The following is a 16,058-nucleotide window of genomic DNA, read 5'->3' as shown; positions in this document are numbered from 1 at the left end:
CCACAGGGTACGAGGATCGCTTGCGAATTCAGTTATCTGTGCGACAGTGCGGCCCAAAGGGCTGGGCTATCTCCTGCAGCGCCGCTCTCAAGGCCTGTGATATCCCTGTGGGAGCCGGCTTGCCGGCGATAGGGCCGGCCCAGCCACAGCCGATTCGGCTGCCAGCGCAGCGAAATCAGCCAAAGCCGCTGCCGCCACAGCCCATTACAGCCAGCTTTGCCTCCCCACCCGCCGCACAATGAAACCAGAGCCCACTCTGGAAGCGTCGACCGCAGGGAGACCCCTCATGACCCGTTATATCGATGTGCAAGACCTGGCCCGCCTGGTCAACCGCAAAGGCCTGCCCACGTGCCTGCTGGAAATGGCCGAGTACATCCGCCAGGACTACCTGCGCTGGCCCGCCTTCGAAAAATGCGCCCGGGTGGCCAACCATTCAGCGGACGGCGTGATCGAGCTGATGCCAATCTCGGACGCCTGCCGCTACGCCTTCAAGTACGTCAACGGCCATCCGAAGAATACTCGCCATGGCCTGCTCACGGTGATGGCCTTTGGCGCCCTGGCCAGCGTCGATACCGGTGCACCGTTGCTGCTCAGCGAAATGACCCTGACCACCGCCATTCGCACCGCCGCCACCTCGGCCCTGGCCGCCCGCTACCTGGCGCGCGAAGACAGCCGCAGCATGGCATTGATCGGCAATGGCTCGCAGAGCGAGTTCCAGGCCATCGCCTTCAATGCCCTGCTGGGCATCGATGAAATCCGCCTGTATGACATCGACCCGGCTGCCTCGGCCAAGCTGGTCGCCAACCTGGCCAACCGCCCCGGCCTCAAGCTGAGCATCGCCAGCTCCGTGGCCGAAGCGGTGCGCGGGGCCGATATCGTCACCACGGTAACCGCCGACAAGGCCTGCGCCACCATCCTCACCCCGGAGATGATCGAGCCGGGCATGCACCTGAATGCCGTGGGTGGTGACTGCCCGGGCAAGACCGAGCTGCATCGGGCGATTGTGGAGCGGGCCCGGGTGATCGTCGAGTACGAACCGCAAAGCCGGGTGGAAGGCGAGATCCAGCAGATGCCTGCAGACTCGCCAGTGACCGAGTTCTGGCGTGTGGTCGCCGGGGAAGCCAAGGGGCGTGAGCACGGCGAACAGGTGACGCTGTTCGACTCGGTGGGGTTTGCTCTGGAGGATTACTCGGCATTGCGCTATGTGCTGGACACGGCGCAGGCACTGGATATCGGCAAAGACATCGGGCTGGTGCCGGTGCTGGAGGATCCGAAGGATTTGTATGGGTTGTTGCAGCCGCGGGTGGTGGAGTTGCGGGCAGTAAACAAGGCTAACTCCGTCTGTGCCTGATAGACCTTGGGGCTGCTGCGCAGCCCTTTCGCGACACAAGGCCGCTCCCACAAAAGTCCGCCGCCATTTCGAACGGTTGCGCGATCCCTGTGGGAGCGGCCTTGTGTCGCGATGGGCCGCGCAGCGGGGACTGTCAGTTTTTTTGTGTTCGGGCCGGTAATGGCCTGCCGCCAGGCAGGCCCTGATTTTCACCAGGTTGGCCTGATGAACCGATCTCCGTACAGAATCGCAAATTGATTCATCGCGCTTTTCCAATCATGGGCCGGTTTTCCCCAATTGGCTGTTATGTTGCGCAATCCCAGCCAAATCAGTTTGGTCGCTGCGTCATCATTCGGGAAATGCCCGCGAGTCTTGATGACCTTGCGTAGTTGGGCGTTGATGCTCTCGATGGCGTTGGTAGTGTAAATCACCTTCCTGATGGCCGGAGGGAAGACGAAAAATGGAATCACTCGATCCCAGGCGCGTCTCCAGGCAGCCACCACCGTTGGATATTTCTCGCCCCACGGCCCGCTTTCAAATTCATCGAGTGCTTGCTCAGCCGCTTCAGCATTGATGGCTTGGTAAATCGGCTTCAGCTCCTTGGCCAGAGCCCGCCGCTTGTCCCAGGCCGCGAAGTCGAGGCTGTTGCGGATCAGGTGCACGATGCACGTCTGCAGCGTCGTCTCTGGAAACACGGCGCTGAGGGCCTCTGGCATGCCTTTGAGACCATCGGTCACAGCAATCAGCACATCTTCGACACCACGCGTCTTGAGATCGTTAAAGACCTTCATCCAGAACTTCGCACCCTCGGTGTTCTCGATCCAGATGCCCAAGATATCGCGCGTCCCGTCGGGTAGAACGCCCAGTGCCAGGTAAATGGCCTTGTTGCGCACCAGGCCTTCTTCGCGAATCTTCACCCGCAGCGCATCGAAGAAAATGACCGGGTACATCGGCTCCAGTGGTCGCTGTTGCCACGCGCCAATCTCCTCCATGACCTCATCTGTCACAGAGCTGATGAAATCGGGCGAAACGTCGGTTCCATACTGCTCGGACAGAAAGGCTCGGATCTCTCTGACCGTCATGCCTCGGGCGTACATGGCGATGATCTTGTCATCGAAGCCGGTGTACCGCCGCTCGTGCTTAGGGATCAGAATGGGTGCAAAGCTGCCGTCTCGATCTCGGGGAATTTCCAAACGAAGAGGGCCATCGCCGGTCAAAACCGTCTTGCCACTCTTACCGTTACGCTGGTTGGTTTCATCCTCTGGGCGCTGCGCGCCCGGCGGATAACCCAGGTGGTGGCCGAGCTCGGCATGCAGAGCTCGCTCAATCAGGGCCTTTTTGAACGCCGCAGAGGCATCCTCGATAGCTTCTGCGGTCATCAAACCCTCACCGAACTGCTCCAGCAGCTCTTTGGGGATTTTGGGCAGGTCACGCAGGGGTTTCTTTTTGGTTGGCATACATGCACCTCTTACTCATGTTATGCCCGAACACAAAATTTCTGACACCCTCCGCAGCGGCCCCCTTTACCGCCTAACCTGTCCCATGCCCTCTTCTGAAAGAAGCCCAAGCGCATGGACACCAAGGACGCCAACGCCCCCCCCCTCGACCGCATCGACGAAGCGATCATCGACATCCTGCGCCATGACGGCCGCATCACTTTCGAAAAACTCTCCAGCCTCGTCCACCTCACCCCGCGCCCCTGCCTGGAGCGTGTACGCAAGCTGGAGCGCCGTGGCGTGATCCGCGGCTACGGGGCGATCATCGACCTGCAGAAGGTCGCGCCCGGGGTGTCGCTGCTGGTGCTGGTCGCCCTGTCCAACCAAAGCGGGCGGGCCGCGCAGAAGGCCTTCGAAGCCACCCTGCGCAACTGCCCGGAAGTGCACGAGTGCCAGCTGATCAGCGGCCACTTCGACTACAGCCTGCGCCTGCGTTGCCACGACATGGAACACTACCGGCTGCTCAGCGAAAGCTGGATGAACGACGACGCCCTGCACATCGACAAGCTGGTGGCGCACCCGGTGCTGGCCGAGGTCAAGCCAATGGCCCGCTGACGCGGCATCAAGGGTCACGCCATTGTTCCGGCTGCCGGTAGGCCTGCGCCCAGGCTTGCACCGCACTGGCCGGCATCGGCCGGGCGATGCAGTAACCCTGTGCCAGTTCGCAGCCCAGGCCCATCAGCACGCGGCCGTGCTCGACGCTCTCCAGCCCTTCGGCAATCACCTCGCGGCCAAACGCCCGGGCCAGGCCGATCACCGCTTCGGTCAGCGCCAGGTCGTCCTGGTCATGCAGGATGTCGCGCACAAATGACTGATCGATCTTGATCGTCTGTGTCGGCAAGCGCTTCAGGTAGCTCAGCGACGAATAGCCAGTGCCAAAGTCGTCCAGGGAGAAGCGCACACCCAGTGCGCGGCAGGCATCGAGACAGCAGCTGACATGCTGCAGGTTATCGATGGCCACCGACTCGACGATTTCCAGGTCCAGCCGCGCCGGGTCCACCTCCGGGTGCGCCGCCAGCAACTGCTGCAGGCGCTCGACAAAGTCACCACGCTGCAAATGCCGCGCGGCGATGTTCACGCTCAGTGACCAGGGCTGCCCCTGACGTTGCCATGCCTGCAACTGGTTCAGCGCCTGGTCGAGCACCCATTCGCCGATTTCCACGATCAGGTCGGTCTGCTCCACCGCCGGCAGGAAATCACCAGGCGGCACCAGCCCGCGGCCTGGCCGCTGCCAGCGCAGCAAGCCCTCGAAGCCCAGCACCTGGCCGCTGCGCAGGTTGACCTTGGGCTGGTAATACAGGCACAGCTCGCCGTTGTGCAGGGCCCGGCGCACCCGCGCCACGGTCTGGTGGGTAGCCTTGAGTTCCTGTTCCTGTGTCACGTCGAACAGGTGATAGCGGTTGCGCCCACGCTGCTTGGCCACATACATGGCCTGGTCGGCATGGCGCACCAAGGTGTCGGCGTCTTCGTCGTCCTGCGGGTACAGGGTCACGCCGATACTGGCGCTGAGCGACAGGCGCTGCTCGCGTACCACATAAGGCGCCGCCAGTGCCCGCAGCACCCGGCGCAGCGCAGCATGCAACTGGCGGTCTTCGACGTTGCGCAGGATCAGCACGAATTCGTCCCCCGACAACCGGGCCACTGCGTCGCCATCGCGCAGGATGTGCTTCAGGCGCCGCGCCACCTCGACCAACAGCAGGTCGCCCATGGCATGCCCGTAGCCGTCGTTGACTGCCTTGAAGCCATCCAGGTCGAGCATGCACACAGCCAGCGGAATGTCTTCACGGCGCGAGTAGGCCAGGGCCTGGTTCAGCAGGTCGGACAGGTAAGCGCGGTTGGGCAGGCCGGTTAGCACGTCATGGCCCACACGCCATTGCAAGGTATGCAGCAGCTGGCGCTTCTCGGTGACGTCGAAACGGATCGACACGTACTTGCGCACCTCTCCGGTGAGCGGGTCGACCAGTGGCACCATGGTGCTGTCGACCCAGTACAGCGAGCCGTCCCTGGCGCGGTTGCAGATCTCGCCCTTCCACACCCGGCCGGCGGCCAGCGCCCGCCACATGCCGACGAAGAACTCCGGCTCGTGCAGGCCGGAGTTGAGGATGCGGTGGTTGGCGCCCAGCAGCTCCTCGCGGCTGTAGCCCGAGATGCTGCAGAACTGCTGGTTGACGTAAGTGATGGTTCCACGCAGGTCGGTTTCGGAAAAGATCGCAGCCGCGTCAACGGCTGCACGATAGTTGTCATCCATAAAGCATCCTGCCTTAACGGTTGAAGCGCTCCACAAGAGCACGCAATCCGGCGCACACCTCTTCCAGTTCGGCGCCGCGAGAGGCTGCGGCGTTGGCGCTGTGTGCGCTGTGCTGGGCTATGCCGGCCACACCATTGATCTGCCTCGAGACGTCTTCGGCGACGGCCGCCTGCTGCTGCGAAGCCGTAGCCATCTGCTGGCTCATGTCACTGATGCGCTGCACCGCATCACGAATGCCACGCAACGCCTGCCGCGCTTCCTGCACCTGGGCAACGCCCTGCTCGGCACCGTCGATGCCCTGGCTGGCAATCGCCACGGCCTCCTCTGCGCCACTGCGCAGAGCATCGATGATAGCCTGGATGTGCAGTGTCGACTGCCGGGTCTTGTCGGCCAGTGCCCGCACTTCATCGGCGACCACGGCGAAGCCACGGCCTTGCTCGCCGGCACGGGCCGCCTCGATGGCGGCATTTAGCGCCAGCAGGTTGGTCTGCTCGGCGATGCCGCGGATCATCCCGGTGGCTTCGGCGATTGCACCGGTCTGACCAGCCAGGTGGCTGACCGCCTGGTTGATCTGGGCCACGGTACCGGCCAAGGTGCGGATTGCAGCTCCGCTGGCGTCGGCCACCAGGCTGCCCTGCTCGGCCAGCAGGTGCGCAGTGTGGGCTTCGGCAGCAGTCAGTTGCACATGGTTGGCAACCTCACCGATGGAAGCGGCCATCTGGTTCATGGCAGTGGCGCTCAGGTCGGTTTCCGCACGCTGCTCCAGCAATGCCGCCTCGGTGCTGCGCGACAACGCCCCGGCATCATGTGCAGCCACGGCCATCTGGGCCGCCAAGTCACTTAACCGGGTCAGCGCGGTTTTCAGCCGCGCCTCCTCGCTGATCAGCATCAATTGCAGTTGTCCGCCAGCACCGGGCAGGTCGCTGTAGGTCAAGGCGGCGATCGGGTCGGCGAAGGTGCCGTCTGCGCCCTGCACTATGCGCTCCATCTGCCGCCCAACGGCATTGCGTGCCAACAGGCCATAGGCCAGGAACAGCCCCAGGGTCAGCCCCTGCGCGACCAGGCCGGGCCACAGATTGTTGGCCCCCAAAGCCAGCCCCCCGCCCACGAGCGGTACGGCCAGGTCACGCGCCAGCATGGTCGCGCGCCGTGACCAGGGCAACACAGCCTGACCGTTGCGCATGCGCGCATACAGGGCCTCGGCACGGGCCACCTGCTCACGCGTCGGGCACACCCGTACCGATTCATAGCCCACCACCCGCCCGGCTTCGAGAATAGGCGTGACGTAGGCGTTGACCCAATAGTAATCACCGTTGCGGCAGCGGTTCTTGACGATGCCCATCCAGCTCTTGCCGGCCTTCAGGTAATTCCACATCAACTGGTACACCGCCGGCGGCATGTCCGGGTGGCGTACCAGGTTGTGTGGGCTGCCGATCAGCTCTGCCTCGCTGTAACCGCTGATGGCGGCGAATTCGGGGTTGCAGTAGGTGATCAGGCTGCTGGTGTCGGTAGCAGAAATCAATCGCTGATCGGGGGGAAAACGTTGCTCTACCGGGGTGACCGGAAGGTTGAGACGCACTATGAGACTCCATTCATTCAAACGCCGGGAGCCTGCTTGCGAGGCGATTATCAGGATGAACCCCTGCAATCGACCCTTTGGTGACTTCCCGGTCGGGCGCGGATTCTACGAGGTCAGCCAAGGAATGCAAATAAACCTTACGAATCATAGCGTTATCGAAAATATCGAGGTCGGCATGGCGCTTGGCAAGCTGATTGCAATGTTGCACGAGGCACTGGCCAAAGCCTGATCTGATTCATGTGCGCACGCGGTTCCCCGCTGCGATTCACCTGTGAACGGCCGCACTGCGGCTCGACCCAACCAGATGCACCGAATTAGAGCCAGAGACGCTGGATTGCCCCACAACTGGTCAGACCGGTAAGGCCAAAAATCCTTGCAATGTCGGATTTTTCGCGCTTTCATGGCTTCGCGCTGAACAAACCGGTAAGACCACAATAATTAAGTCCTGCGCTCTTTCGCCCCGTGCGGCTACCGAAGCAAGGACACCGATCAGAGATCCCTCCCATGCTCAAATGGTGCTCGCGTTCGATCTTCCTTCAAGTCGTGCTCGGCCTTGCCCTCGGCATCGCCTGCGGTCTCAGCTTCCCCGACCTTTCCCTGCAACTCAAACCCCTTGGCGACGGCTTCATCAAGCTGATCAAGATGCTCATCGGCCTGATCGTGTTCTGCGTGGTGGTCAGCGGTATCTCGGGCGCCGGCGACCTGAAAAAAGTCGGGCGCATCGGCCTGAAGTCGGTGATCTACTTCGAGATACTGACCACCCTGGCGCTGGTGATCGGCCTGGTGTTCGCCTTCACCAGCGGCATCGGCAGCGGCGCCAACATCCACCTGGACCAACTGTCCAGCGCCGACGCCAGCAGCCTGGCCGAGCGCGGCCAGCACATCCACGGCGCCACGGCGTTCTTCATGGACCTGATCCCCACCTCGGTGATCGGCGCCTTTGCCGACAACAACATCCTCCAGGTGCTGCTGTTCTCGGTACTGTTCGGCAGCGCGCTGAACCTGGTGGGTGACTCGGCAGCCGGCATCTCGCGGCTGATCAACGAACTGAGCCACGTGATCTTCCGCATCATGGGCATGATCGTGCGCCTGGCACCGATCGGCGTGTTCGGTGCCATCGCCTTCACCACCAGCAAGTACGGCCTGGAATCGCTGCAGCACCTGGGCGGGCTGGTGGCGCTGTTCTACCTGACCTGTGCCGGCTTTGTACTGATCGTGCTGGGCACGGTCATGCGCCTGTCGGGGCTGAAGCTGCTGCCGCTGATCAAGTACCTGCGTGAAGAACTGACCATCGTGCTGGGCACCGCCTCGTCCGACGCCGTACTGCCACAGATCATGCGCAAGCTCGAGCACCTGGGCATCGGCAGCTCCACCGTCGGCCTGGTGATCCCCACCGGTTATTCGTTCAACCTCGATGGCTTCTCCATCTACCTGACCCTGGCCATCGTGTTCATCGCCAACGCCACCGGCACGCCACTGGCAATGACCGACCTGCTGACCATCCTGCTGGTATCGCTGGTGACTTCCAAGGGCGCTCACGGCATCCCAGGCTCGGCGCTGGTCATCCTCGCCGCTACCCTGACCGCCGTGCCGGCGATCCCGGTGGTCGGCCTGGTACTGGTACTGGCGGTGGACTGGTTCATGGGCATCGGCCGAGCGCTGACCAACCTGATCGGCAACTGCGTGGCCACCGTGGCCATCGCACGCTGGGAGAAGGACATCGACCTGGAACGTGCGCACAACGTGCTCGACGGCAAGCCCGGTTTCGCCCCCACCCCACGCAAGCAGCCCAACCCCCATCAACAGGAATTTTGAGCGAACGTGGCCGGCACTGACGCCGGCCCTTCCAGGAGCGAACCGTGATCAGCTCATCTACCGTCGTCAACTCAGTGGTGGAAAAACTGCGCCAGGCCCTGGCCCGAGGCCAATGGCGTACCGGCGACATGCTGCCAGGCCAGCGCGAACTGGCCGAACAACTGGGCATCAGCCGCCCCAGCCTGCGCGAAGCGGTGACCGTGCTGGAAACCCTGGGCCTGGTGCGTTCGCTGCCAGGCAAGGGTGTGCTGGTACTGGATGTCGACGCCGCCACCCAGGAACCGGGCCTGGACACCAGCGCCGCAGCCAGCCTGGCCGACGTGCTGGAGCTGCGCTACACCCTTGAGCCTTTCATCGTCGGCCTGGTGGCACAGTCGGCCAACAGTCAGGACATCGGCCAGCTGCGCCTTACCCTGATGGACATGCGTGAAGCGCTGGAGGCCGATGACAGCGAAGCCGGAGTCAGGGCCTACATCGCCTTCCATGAAGCGCTGTTCGCCCTGACCACCAACCCGATCTTCCAGAGCGTGGTGCAACAGACCGGCAATGCCCTCAAGCAGAGCGCCGACATGCTGCGCAATTCGCCAGAGCACCTGGCCGCGCGGCTGAAGGAAAACGAAGCGGTGGTGCGCGCCATACGTGAGCGCAGCAGCGCCCAGGCCAGTGCCCAGATGCGCCAGCACATCCTGGCCGAAGGGTTGCGCATGGGCATCCCGTTGAACATCCCGGACGAACACCCGCATCCATGACCCCAGGAGAGCGACCATGAACGCCGCCCCTCACTTGCCGGCCCTGCTCGCGGCCGGCGAAACCCGCCTGTCGGCCGAGCAGATCTACCCGCGGCTGTTCGATGCCATCCTCGAACAGCGCCTGCCACCTGGCAGCCTGTTGCCCGAACAGGCGCTGGGCCATGCCTTTGGTGTCAGCCGTACAGTGATCCGCCGTGTGCTCGGGCGCCTGTCCGACCAGCAGGTGGTGGTGCAGCGCCCCAGCCACACTGCGCATCTGGCCGTGCCCGACCCGGAGCAGGCACGCCAGGTGCTCAGCGCCCGGCGCCTGGCCGAAACCACGCTGATCACCCTGGCCGCGCAACGCGCCCGGCCGGTACAGGTTCGCCAGCTGCGGCAACTGGTGGAGCGCGAGCGCCAGCACCATGAAAACGGCGAGCGTTGTGCGGCGATCCGCCTGGGCGGCGAGTTTCACCTGAAACTGGCGCAGGTGGCCGCCAATGCGCCACTGGCACGGTTCCTCAACGGCCTGGTGCCGATGACCTCGCTGATCATCGCCCGCTACGAGTCGCCATGCTGCGACCACTGCGCGTGGGAGGAACATGCGGCGATCATCGATGCCGTGGAGCATGGCGATGCCGAGGCGGCGCTGGGCCTGATGCACAAGCACCTCGACCGCCTGGAAGAAAAGCTCGATCTGGAATGACCCACGCTCTTTCTGGTGAACGCGGTCCCTGTGGGAGCGGCCTTGTGTCGCGAAAGGGCCGCTCCCACAGGGACCGCGTTCACGCAGAAATCTGCGTTGATCCTGAACCGCCGATAGGCTGCACGGCAGCCCTTCACTCCCCACCCTATACTCCGAGAACCACCCCAGCCTCTATCAGGGAGGCGGTTGCGTGAGCACTCGAGCCCTCCTGCTACTGTGCCTGCTGCTGGCCTTGGCCGGTTGCGCAGGCAAGCCCCCACCTGTCCCGCCGCCACCGGTGGTGCTCACCACCGCCACCTGGCAACGCATCGACCAGGAACTGATCGAAGCCTCGGTCGGCGCCGGCAGCTCGGCCAACGACTATGCACGCCGTTCCATGCGGGTGTGGAAGGAACAGGTACAGCAGCGTACCGAAAGCGACTTCATCCCTTGGTTTACCGGCTACTGGACCCAGCAGTGGCTGACCCTCAAGGTGGCCTGGTACAAGATCGACAGCGGTGAAGGCCGGGAGCCGGCGGAAAAGCGCCTGGCGCTGTACCTGCAGGAGCAGTACCACAAGCGGGTGATCGAACCGGTGGCCGAGCAGATCAACCCCGAAGGCATTCGCGACCGCGCCAGCGAGCTGTACCTGCAACTGCTCGGCCAGCAGCTGCCGGCCATCATCAGCCGCTACAACGCTCCCCCCGAGCAGTTCAGCCAACGCCTCAACCGCATTCCCGCCATCGCCCTGGGGCCACCGGATGCGCGCAATGCCAGCCTTTACCAGCTGCTGCGGGCCAAGTCGCTGGCCCAGCAACCTGCCTGGCAAGCCATGCGCCAGCATCTGCACCAGCAGGCCAGCAAAGGCCCGGGCAAGACCGATGTCGGGCTGAACTCGGTGGCCAACCAGGCCAGCGAAAAGCTCGGCGCCACCCTGGCTCCGCGCGGCATCGCCAGTGCCGTGGCGTCGGCAGTGGGCAAAGTGGCGGGGGCGATGATTTCTATTGCGGCGGCCGGCTATGGGGTCATGACCCATGACCGCGAACACCCGCAGATGGTCGAGCAGTTGCGGGTGATCCTCAACGTGGCGCTGAACCAGGAATGGCAGGAGCTGATGGAGAACCGCCAGAGCGGGGCCATGTCGGGGGTGTACTACCTTTCGGGCCAGGTCGAGGACAGCTTGCTGGCCAGTGCACCGAGGACGGAGGAACAACCGGTTGAGCAGCAGGTGAAGCAGCAGCAGGAGCCTTTGATCATTCGCCTGCCGCCGTAGTGGTTGACTGTGTCGGCCTTTTCGCAGCACAAGGCTGCTCCTACAGGGACCGCTCCCGCCTGAAGGTTGTGCGGTCGCTGTAGGAGCAGCCTTGTGCTGCGAAAAGGCCGGAACAGGTTGAATCAGGCTGCTGCCAAGGCTGAGCTGGGCAAGCCAAAGATCCGGTCGAACGCCCAGTTGTAGGCAAAGGTGTAGCACGGCACCAGCACGATAAACGCCATGTCCACCAGCAACGCCTCCAGCAATGTCATGTCCAGCCACCAGGCAATCAGCGGGATCAGGTACACCACCAGGGTCAGCTGGAAGCCGATGGCATGCGCCACCCGCCGTGCCACACTGCGCCCGCGCTTGGCCTGGCGGCTTTCCCACCACTCGAACAGGGTGTTGTAGATCAGGTTCCAGAGCATGGCGATGGTAGTGATCATCACCGCCAGAGGCCCGGTATGCGATGCGTGGGTGTCCGACAGGTAGGCCAGCCCGAGGGTCGACATGCACAGCCCGATCAGTTCATAGAAAGTCACGTAGACGAGTTTGCGTTTGAGTCCCTGCACCCGGGATTACCTCCAATGACAAAGCGATGGGGCGCGATCATGCTTCATCGTGCTTGACAGTAAAAGTCAGCAGCTGTCAGATCTTCTGACAGGAGGCTGCCATGAACTTTTCCAGCGACAATATCCAGCTGTTTCTCGCCGTGCTCGACCGCGGTTCGTTTTCCGCCGCTGCGCGGGCCCTGCAGCGGGTGCCTTCGGCCGTGAGCATGGCCATCGGCAACCTCGAGGCCGAACTGGGCTACACCCTGTTCGAGCGCGGCCCACGGGAAGTCCGCCCCACCGCCGAGGCCAAGGCGCTGGAACCTCATGCCCGGTTGATCGCCGAACAACTGGGGCTGCTGCAGGTGCATGCCCTGGAACTGTCCCAGGGGCTGGAGAGCAGCCTGACCTTGGCCGTGGTGCCGGACATCGACCACCGCCCGCTGCTGGCGGCCATCGCTCGCCTGGGTGAGCGGCACCCGCTGCTGGACATCGCCCTGCTCAGCGCCCCGCAGGAAGAGGCAGTACACCTGCTGGACAGTGGCCGCGCCGACCTCTGCGTGGCTTTTGCCGGGCTGCAGGTCGATGCCCGTCGCGGCTTCCAGCACATCGGCATGGAGTCGCTGGTGGCCACGCTGTCCCCCGCACACCCGGCCTTGCGCGAGGGGCGTATCCACTACCTCGAAGACCTGACCCGGGTGCGCCAGATCCTGGTGCGTAGCCATGACCTTCCGGTGACAGACCCACGCCCGTTGATAGGCGCCACGCACTGGTCAACCGACAGCTTCGACCTCGCCCTGCAGATGGTCGAGGCCGGCCTGGGCTGGGGCGACTTGCCGCTGTCAAGGGTCGCGCCACTGCTGGCCAGCGGGCGTCTGGTGCGCCTGGATTTTCGCAACACCCGCAATGAATTGCAGTTGCCAGTACACATCCTCTGGCGCAAGCAACAACCGCTGCTGCAGGCCGCACGCCTGTTGATCGAGCAGTTGTGTAAGCAGTGAAGACCGTCCGTCGAATCGACCGTAAGAAATTTCTGCAAGCGCTTCAATCTTTTACCTCTTGAGCCGATATCCCGGTCGATAGGTTCCGCAATGCGTCATGAGCGCGCTGCGCCCTCCCCTCATTGGCCCAAGGTCTCGAAACATGAACCTGAAATTTCGCCACAAGATCCTGCTCAGCGCCTGCGGTGTCGTGGTCCTGGCATTTGCCCTGTTCACGCTCTACAACGACTACCTGCAACGCAATACCATCCGCCAGAACATCGAAGCTTCGGTGCAGCAGTCGGGCGCACTGACCGCCAGTAGTGTGCAGAACTGGATGAGCGGGCGCATCCTGGTGCTGGAAAACCTGGCCCAGGACATCGCCCAGCAAGGCGCTGGCGATACCCTGGAAGGACTGATCGAGCAGCCATCCTATACGCGTAATTTTCTGTTCACTTACCTGGGCCAGGCCACCGGTGCGTTCACCCAGCGCCCCAATGCGCAGATGCCCGCCGGTTACGACCCACGTCAGCGCCCGTGGTACGGCGCCGCGGCCAGCGCCGGGCAGACCGTGCTGACTGCCCCGTACCAGGGGGCTGTCGGCGGCCTGATGGTAACCATCGCCACGCCAGTGAAAAGCAAGAACAATGGCGAGCTGATCGGCGTGGTCGGCGGTGACGTCACCCTCGACACCCTGGTCGAGATCATCAACTCGGTCGATTTCGGCGGCATCGGCCACGCCTTCCTGGCCGACAGCAATGGCCAGGTGATCGTCAGCCCCGACAAAGACCAAGTGATGAAGAACCTCAAGGACATCTACCCTGGCAGCAACCTGCGAGTCGCCGCCGGCATGCAGGATGTCACCCTCAATGGCCAGGATCGCATCATTTCCTTCGCCCCGGTGGCCGGCCTGCCTTCGGCACAGTGGTACATCGGCCTGTCGATCGACAAGGACAAGGCCTACGCTGCGCTCAGCCAGTTCCGCACCTCGGCGATCATCGCGATGCTGATTGCGGTGGCTGCCATCGCCGGCCTGCTCGGCCTGCTGATCCCGATACTGATGAGCCCGCTGACCACCATGGGCCGCGCCATGCGCGACATCGCCGAGGGCGAAGGTGACCTTACCCGCCGCCTGACCGTGCAGAACAAGGACGAGTTCGGCGAACTGGCCACTTCGTTCAACCGCTTCGTCGAGCGCATTCATGCCTCGATCAGCGAAGTGTCCTCGGCAACCCGCCTGGTGCACGACCTGTCGGAGAAGGTGGTCAATGCCTCCAATGCGTCGATCATCGGTTCCGAAGAGCAAAGCATGCGCACCAACAGCGTGGCCGCAGCGATCAACGAGCTGGGTGCTGCCACCCAGGAGATCGCCCGCAACGCCGCCGATGCCTCGCAGCATGCCAGCGGTGCCAGCGAGCAGGCCCACGGTGGCCGTGAAGTGGTCGAAGAAGCGATCAGTGCCATGACCGCCCTGTCGCAGCGCATCAGCGAGTCCTGCGCGCAAATCGAAACGCTCAACGCCAGCACCGACGAAATCGGCAAGATCCTCGACGTGATCAAGGGCATCTCGCAGCAGACCAACCTGCTGGCGCTGAACGCCGCCATCGAAGCGGCGCGTGCCGGTGAGGCCGGCCGTGGCTTTGCCGTGGTGGCCGACGAGGTACGCAACCTGGCGCACCGCACCCAGGAATCGGCGGAAGAAATCCACCGCATGATCACCAGCCTGCAGGTAGGCTCGCGCGAAGCGGTGCACACCATGAACACCAGCCAGGTTTCCAGCGAGCAGACCGTGCAGGTGGCCAACCAGGCCGGCGAGCGCCTGGCCAGCGTGACCCAGCGTATTGGCGAGATCGATGGCATGAACCAGTCGGTGGCTACCGCTACCGAAGAACAGACCGCCGTGGTCGAGAGCCTCAACCTGGACATCACCCAGATCAACGCCCTGAACCAGCAAGGGGTGGAGAACCTCAACGAGACCCTGCGCCATTGTGACCAACTGGCCCAGCAGGCCGGGCGCCTGAAGCAGCTGGTAGGCAGCTTCAGGATCTGATGGCCCTGGGGGGCGCTCTGCGCCCCAATCGCGACGCAAGGCCGCTCCCACAGGTGCCATGCGATCCTTGTGGGAGCGGCCTTGTGTCGCGATCGGGCTGCGCAGCAGCCCCCTACGCCACCGCCGCTTTAACCACTTTGCTCCGCCGGACCCAGGCCAGCAGCACCGCCGCCATCAGCACGAAACCCAGGTAGCCGAACAGTGGGTACACCTCACCCACCAGGCTGATGAACCCCACCAGGCTGCATCCGAACGCCGCCACGCCGGTCACCACCGAGCCCAAGCGAAACCTCACCGTACCCGCCGGCATCAGCCGCGAGAGAAACGAGAACAACGTACCCACCGCAGTGTTGACGATCATGCCGAAGATAATCAGGCACATCACCAGCCCCAGCAGTGGCGATACTTCGTTGGCGATCGACAGCATCGGCATCGGCAGGTCAGCCACGCTGTCCAGGCGCGACAACAGCCCGGCACTCATTACCAGCATCAGCCCACCCAATGCGGCGCCACCAAGCAGCCCACCCCATACAGCGGTTCTCTCGCCCTTGGCCGACCCACCCAGGATGGCCAGGATCGGCGCGCCGGCAACGATGTTGTACGACACGTACAGGAACGCCCCCAGCAGCCAGTGACGGGCGCCCGCCTGTTGCTGGCTGGCCAGCTGGTCGAGCTGGGCGAAGCTCTGTTCCCGGCTGAACACGGCGTACAACGCAATCGCCGAGGCCACCAGGATCAGCAACGGCGTTATGGCACCAATAGCGAGGATCACCCTGCGCACATCCAGGCACACGATGCCCACCACAACCAGCGTCACCAGCACGCTGCCGGCCAGCGCGGGGATACCGAACTGCTGCTCCAGCAAGGCACCACCACCGGCCAGCATGACCACGGTGACGGCAAACATGAAAAAGGTGATCAGCCAGTCAACGAACAGGCCCAGGTGACGGCCGCAGATGGCCTGGATCACATCCTTGTGCGAAGTGGCCTGCTGGCGATTGCCCAGCCCCGCCAGGGCCATGCCGAGGAAGGTGAACAAGGCTGCGCTGACCAGCGCACCGGCCAGCCCCCACACACCGAAATCGACAAAGAACAACAACAGTTCCCGCCCCGAAGCGAACCCCGCCCCCACGATCACGCCGACAAACGCGCCGGCAATCTTCAGCTGCTCTTGCATGTGAACCTCTGGATTTATTGTTGTTTTGCTTTTTGGCGGGCAAGTCAGTCCGCCGCTCCTACAGGTAATCCACCGTCCTTGAATGCAGCGCTGGCCCTGTGGGAGCGGGTTCACCCGCGAAGAAGGCACCGCGCTGCATGGCACCGGCTACGCCGGTGTTCGCGGGT

14 protein-coding genes and 2 pseudogenes are annotated in these 16,058 nt (G+C 63.5%); 10 read left to right on the top strand and 6 right to left on the bottom strand.

What is annotated here, in order from left to right; all coding sequences use genetic code 11:
* The first annotated feature begins 286 nt into the window (after nt 1-286).
* Complete coding sequence (locus tag NY023_RS09775) at nt 287-1,351, top strand: ornithine cyclodeaminase (RefSeq protein ID WP_280044778.1); 1,065 nt, start codon at nt 287-289, stop codon at nt 1,349-1,351.
* A 188-nt stretch (nt 1,352-1,539) separates the two neighbouring features.
* On the opposite strand, the gene NY023_RS09770 is transcribed toward NY023_RS09775, so the two are convergent.
* Nucleotides 1,540-2,787, bottom strand: a complete 1,248-nt coding sequence (locus NY023_RS09770) for an IS256 family transposase (RefSeq protein WP_013970710.1) — start codon at nt 2,785-2,787, stop codon at nt 1,540-1,542.
* Between the two features lie 114 nt (nt 2,788-2,901).
* On the opposite strand from NY023_RS09770, the gene NY023_RS09765 reads away from it, so the two are divergent.
* Complete coding sequence (locus tag NY023_RS09765) at nt 2,902-3,381, top strand: Lrp/AsnC family transcriptional regulator (RefSeq protein ID WP_013971869.1); 480 nt, start codon at nt 2,902-2,904, stop codon at nt 3,379-3,381.
* 7 nt (nt 3,382-3,388) lie between these two features.
* Here NY023_RS09765 and NY023_RS09760 read toward each other — a convergent pair whose 3' ends face one another.
* The 3 genes and pseudogenes from NY023_RS09760 to NY023_RS27720 form a co-directional block, all read right to left on the bottom strand.
* The gene (locus NY023_RS09760; protein ID WP_013971868.1) at nt 3,389-5,074 is read right to left on the bottom strand and encodes a putative bifunctional diguanylate cyclase/phosphodiesterase; all 1,686 of its coding nucleotides are present in this window, start codon (nt 5,072-5,074) and stop codon (nt 3,389-3,391) included.
* A 13-nt stretch (nt 5,075-5,087) separates the two neighbouring features.
* Complete coding sequence (locus NY023_RS09755) at nt 5,088-6,212, bottom strand: methyl-accepting chemotaxis protein (protein ID WP_372241169.1); 1,125 nt, start codon at nt 6,210-6,212, stop codon at nt 5,088-5,090.
* 159 nt (nt 6,213-6,371) lie between these two features.
* Nucleotides 6,372-6,653: pseudogene (locus tag NY023_RS27720) on the bottom strand (PAS domain-containing protein); the annotation flags it as partial.
* A gap of 55 nt (nt 6,654-6,708) precedes the next feature.
* Between NY023_RS27720 and NY023_RS09750 the strand changes: the two are divergent.
* The 5 genes from NY023_RS09750 (at nt 6,709) to NY023_RS09730 (ending at nt 11,154) form a co-directional block, all read left to right on the top strand.
* Nucleotides 6,709-6,882, top strand: a complete 174-nt coding sequence (locus tag NY023_RS09750; RefSeq protein WP_155252246.1) for a hypothetical protein — start codon at nt 6,709-6,711, stop codon at nt 6,880-6,882.
* A 275-nt stretch (nt 6,883-7,157) separates the two neighbouring features.
* Nucleotides 7,158-8,468, top strand: coding sequence for a C4-dicarboxylate transporter DctA (locus tag NY023_RS09745; RefSeq protein WP_013971866.1), 1,311 nt, complete (start codon nt 7,158-7,160; stop codon nt 8,466-8,468).
* Nucleotides 8,469-8,512: 44 nt separating this feature from the next.
* Complete coding sequence (locus NY023_RS09740; protein WP_015269682.1) at nt 8,513-9,217, top strand: FadR/GntR family transcriptional regulator; 705 nt, start codon at nt 8,513-8,515, stop codon at nt 9,215-9,217.
* Nucleotides 9,218-9,233: 16 nt separating this feature from the next.
* On the top strand, nt 9,234-9,902 hold the full coding sequence (locus NY023_RS09735; protein WP_013971864.1) for a GntR family transcriptional regulator: 669 nt from the start codon (nt 9,234-9,236) through the stop codon (nt 9,900-9,902).
* 190 nt (nt 9,903-10,092) lie between these two features.
* Nucleotides 10,093-11,154: a hypothetical protein gene (locus tag NY023_RS09730; protein ID WP_013971863.1), complete on the top strand. Its 1,062-nt coding sequence runs from the start codon at nt 10,093-10,095 to the stop codon at nt 11,152-11,154.
* Nucleotides 11,155-11,276: 122 nt separating this feature from the next.
* Here NY023_RS09730 and NY023_RS09725 read toward each other — a convergent pair whose 3' ends face one another.
* A complete protein-coding gene (locus tag NY023_RS09725) occupies nt 11,277-11,705 on the bottom strand; it encodes a PACE efflux transporter (protein WP_013971862.1) in 429 nt (142 codons plus the stop codon).
* 101 nt (nt 11,706-11,806) lie between these two features.
* Here NY023_RS09725 and NY023_RS09720 point away from each other — a divergent pair, with 101 nt between their 5' ends.
* From NY023_RS09720 to NY023_RS27710, 3 genes and pseudogenes are all read left to right on the top strand, one after another.
* Nucleotides 11,807-12,685 (top strand): LysR family transcriptional regulator, encoded by an 879-nt coding sequence (locus tag NY023_RS09720; RefSeq protein ID WP_013971861.1) that lies wholly within the window; start codon nt 11,807-11,809, stop codon nt 12,683-12,685.
* Nucleotides 12,686-12,782: 97 nt separating this feature from the next.
* Nucleotides 12,783-13,811, top strand: a pseudogene (gene mcpA / locus NY023_RS27715) (methyl-accepting chemotaxis protein McpA); the annotation flags it as partial.
* Nucleotides 13,812-13,973: 162 nt separating this feature from the next.
* The gene (locus NY023_RS27710) at nt 13,974-14,714 is read left to right on the top strand and encodes a methyl-accepting chemotaxis protein (RefSeq protein ID WP_370290711.1); all 741 of its coding nucleotides are present in this window, start codon (nt 13,974-13,976) and stop codon (nt 14,712-14,714) included.
* A 112-nt stretch (nt 14,715-14,826) separates the two neighbouring features.
* Here NY023_RS27710 and NY023_RS09710 read toward each other — a convergent pair whose 3' ends face one another.
* Complete coding sequence (locus NY023_RS09710; RefSeq protein WP_013971859.1) at nt 14,827-15,891, bottom strand: membrane protein; 1,065 nt, start codon at nt 15,889-15,891, stop codon at nt 14,827-14,829.
* Nucleotides 15,892-16,058 lie beyond the last annotated feature (167 nt).

Source organism: Pseudomonas sp. NBB (genome assembly GCF_032701105.1).
In the GTDB taxonomy this organism is placed as follows: domain Bacteria; phylum Pseudomonadota; class Gammaproteobacteria; order Pseudomonadales; family Pseudomonadaceae; genus Aquipseudomonas; species Aquipseudomonas asiatica.
The sequence above is the reverse complement of the archived record's forward strand: the minus strand, read 5'-3'. Positions and strand labels throughout refer to the sequence as shown.

Excerpts from the sequence above, each read along its gene's own strand:
- NY023_RS09775 (WP_280044778.1), top strand. The coding sequence starts at position 287 with ATGACCCGTTATATCGATGTGCAAGACCTGGCCCGCCTGGTCAACCGC.
- NY023_RS09770 (WP_013970710.1), bottom strand. The coding sequence starts at position 2,787 with ATGCCAACCAAAAAGAAACCCCTGCGTGACCTGCCCAAAATCCCCAAA.
- NY023_RS09765 (WP_013971869.1), top strand. The coding sequence starts at position 2,902 with ATGGACACCAAGGACGCCAACGCCCCCCCCCTCGACCGCATCGACGAA.
- NY023_RS09760 (WP_013971868.1), bottom strand. The coding sequence starts at position 5,074 with ATGGATGACAACTATCGTGCAGCCGTTGACGCGGCTGCGATCTTTTCC.
- NY023_RS09755 (WP_372241169.1), bottom strand. The coding sequence starts at position 6,212 with ATGCTGGCGCGTGACCTGGCCGTACCGCTCGTGGGCGGGGGGCTGGCT.
- NY023_RS09750 (WP_155252246.1), top strand. The coding sequence starts at position 6,709 with ATGAACCCCTGCAATCGACCCTTTGGTGACTTCCCGGTCGGGCGCGGA.
- NY023_RS09745 (WP_013971866.1), top strand. The coding sequence starts at position 7,158 with ATGCTCAAATGGTGCTCGCGTTCGATCTTCCTTCAAGTCGTGCTCGGC.
- NY023_RS09735 (WP_013971864.1), top strand. The coding sequence starts at position 9,234 with ATGAACGCCGCCCCTCACTTGCCGGCCCTGCTCGCGGCCGGCGAAACC.
- NY023_RS09720 (WP_013971861.1), top strand. The coding sequence starts at position 11,807 with ATGAACTTTTCCAGCGACAATATCCAGCTGTTTCTCGCCGTGCTCGAC.
- NY023_RS27710 (WP_370290711.1), top strand. The coding sequence starts at position 13,974 with ATGCGCACCAACAGCGTGGCCGCAGCGATCAACGAGCTGGGTGCTGCC.
- NY023_RS09710 (WP_013971859.1), bottom strand. The coding sequence starts at position 15,891 with ATGCAAGAGCAGCTGAAGATTGCCGGCGCGTTTGTCGGCGTGATCGTG.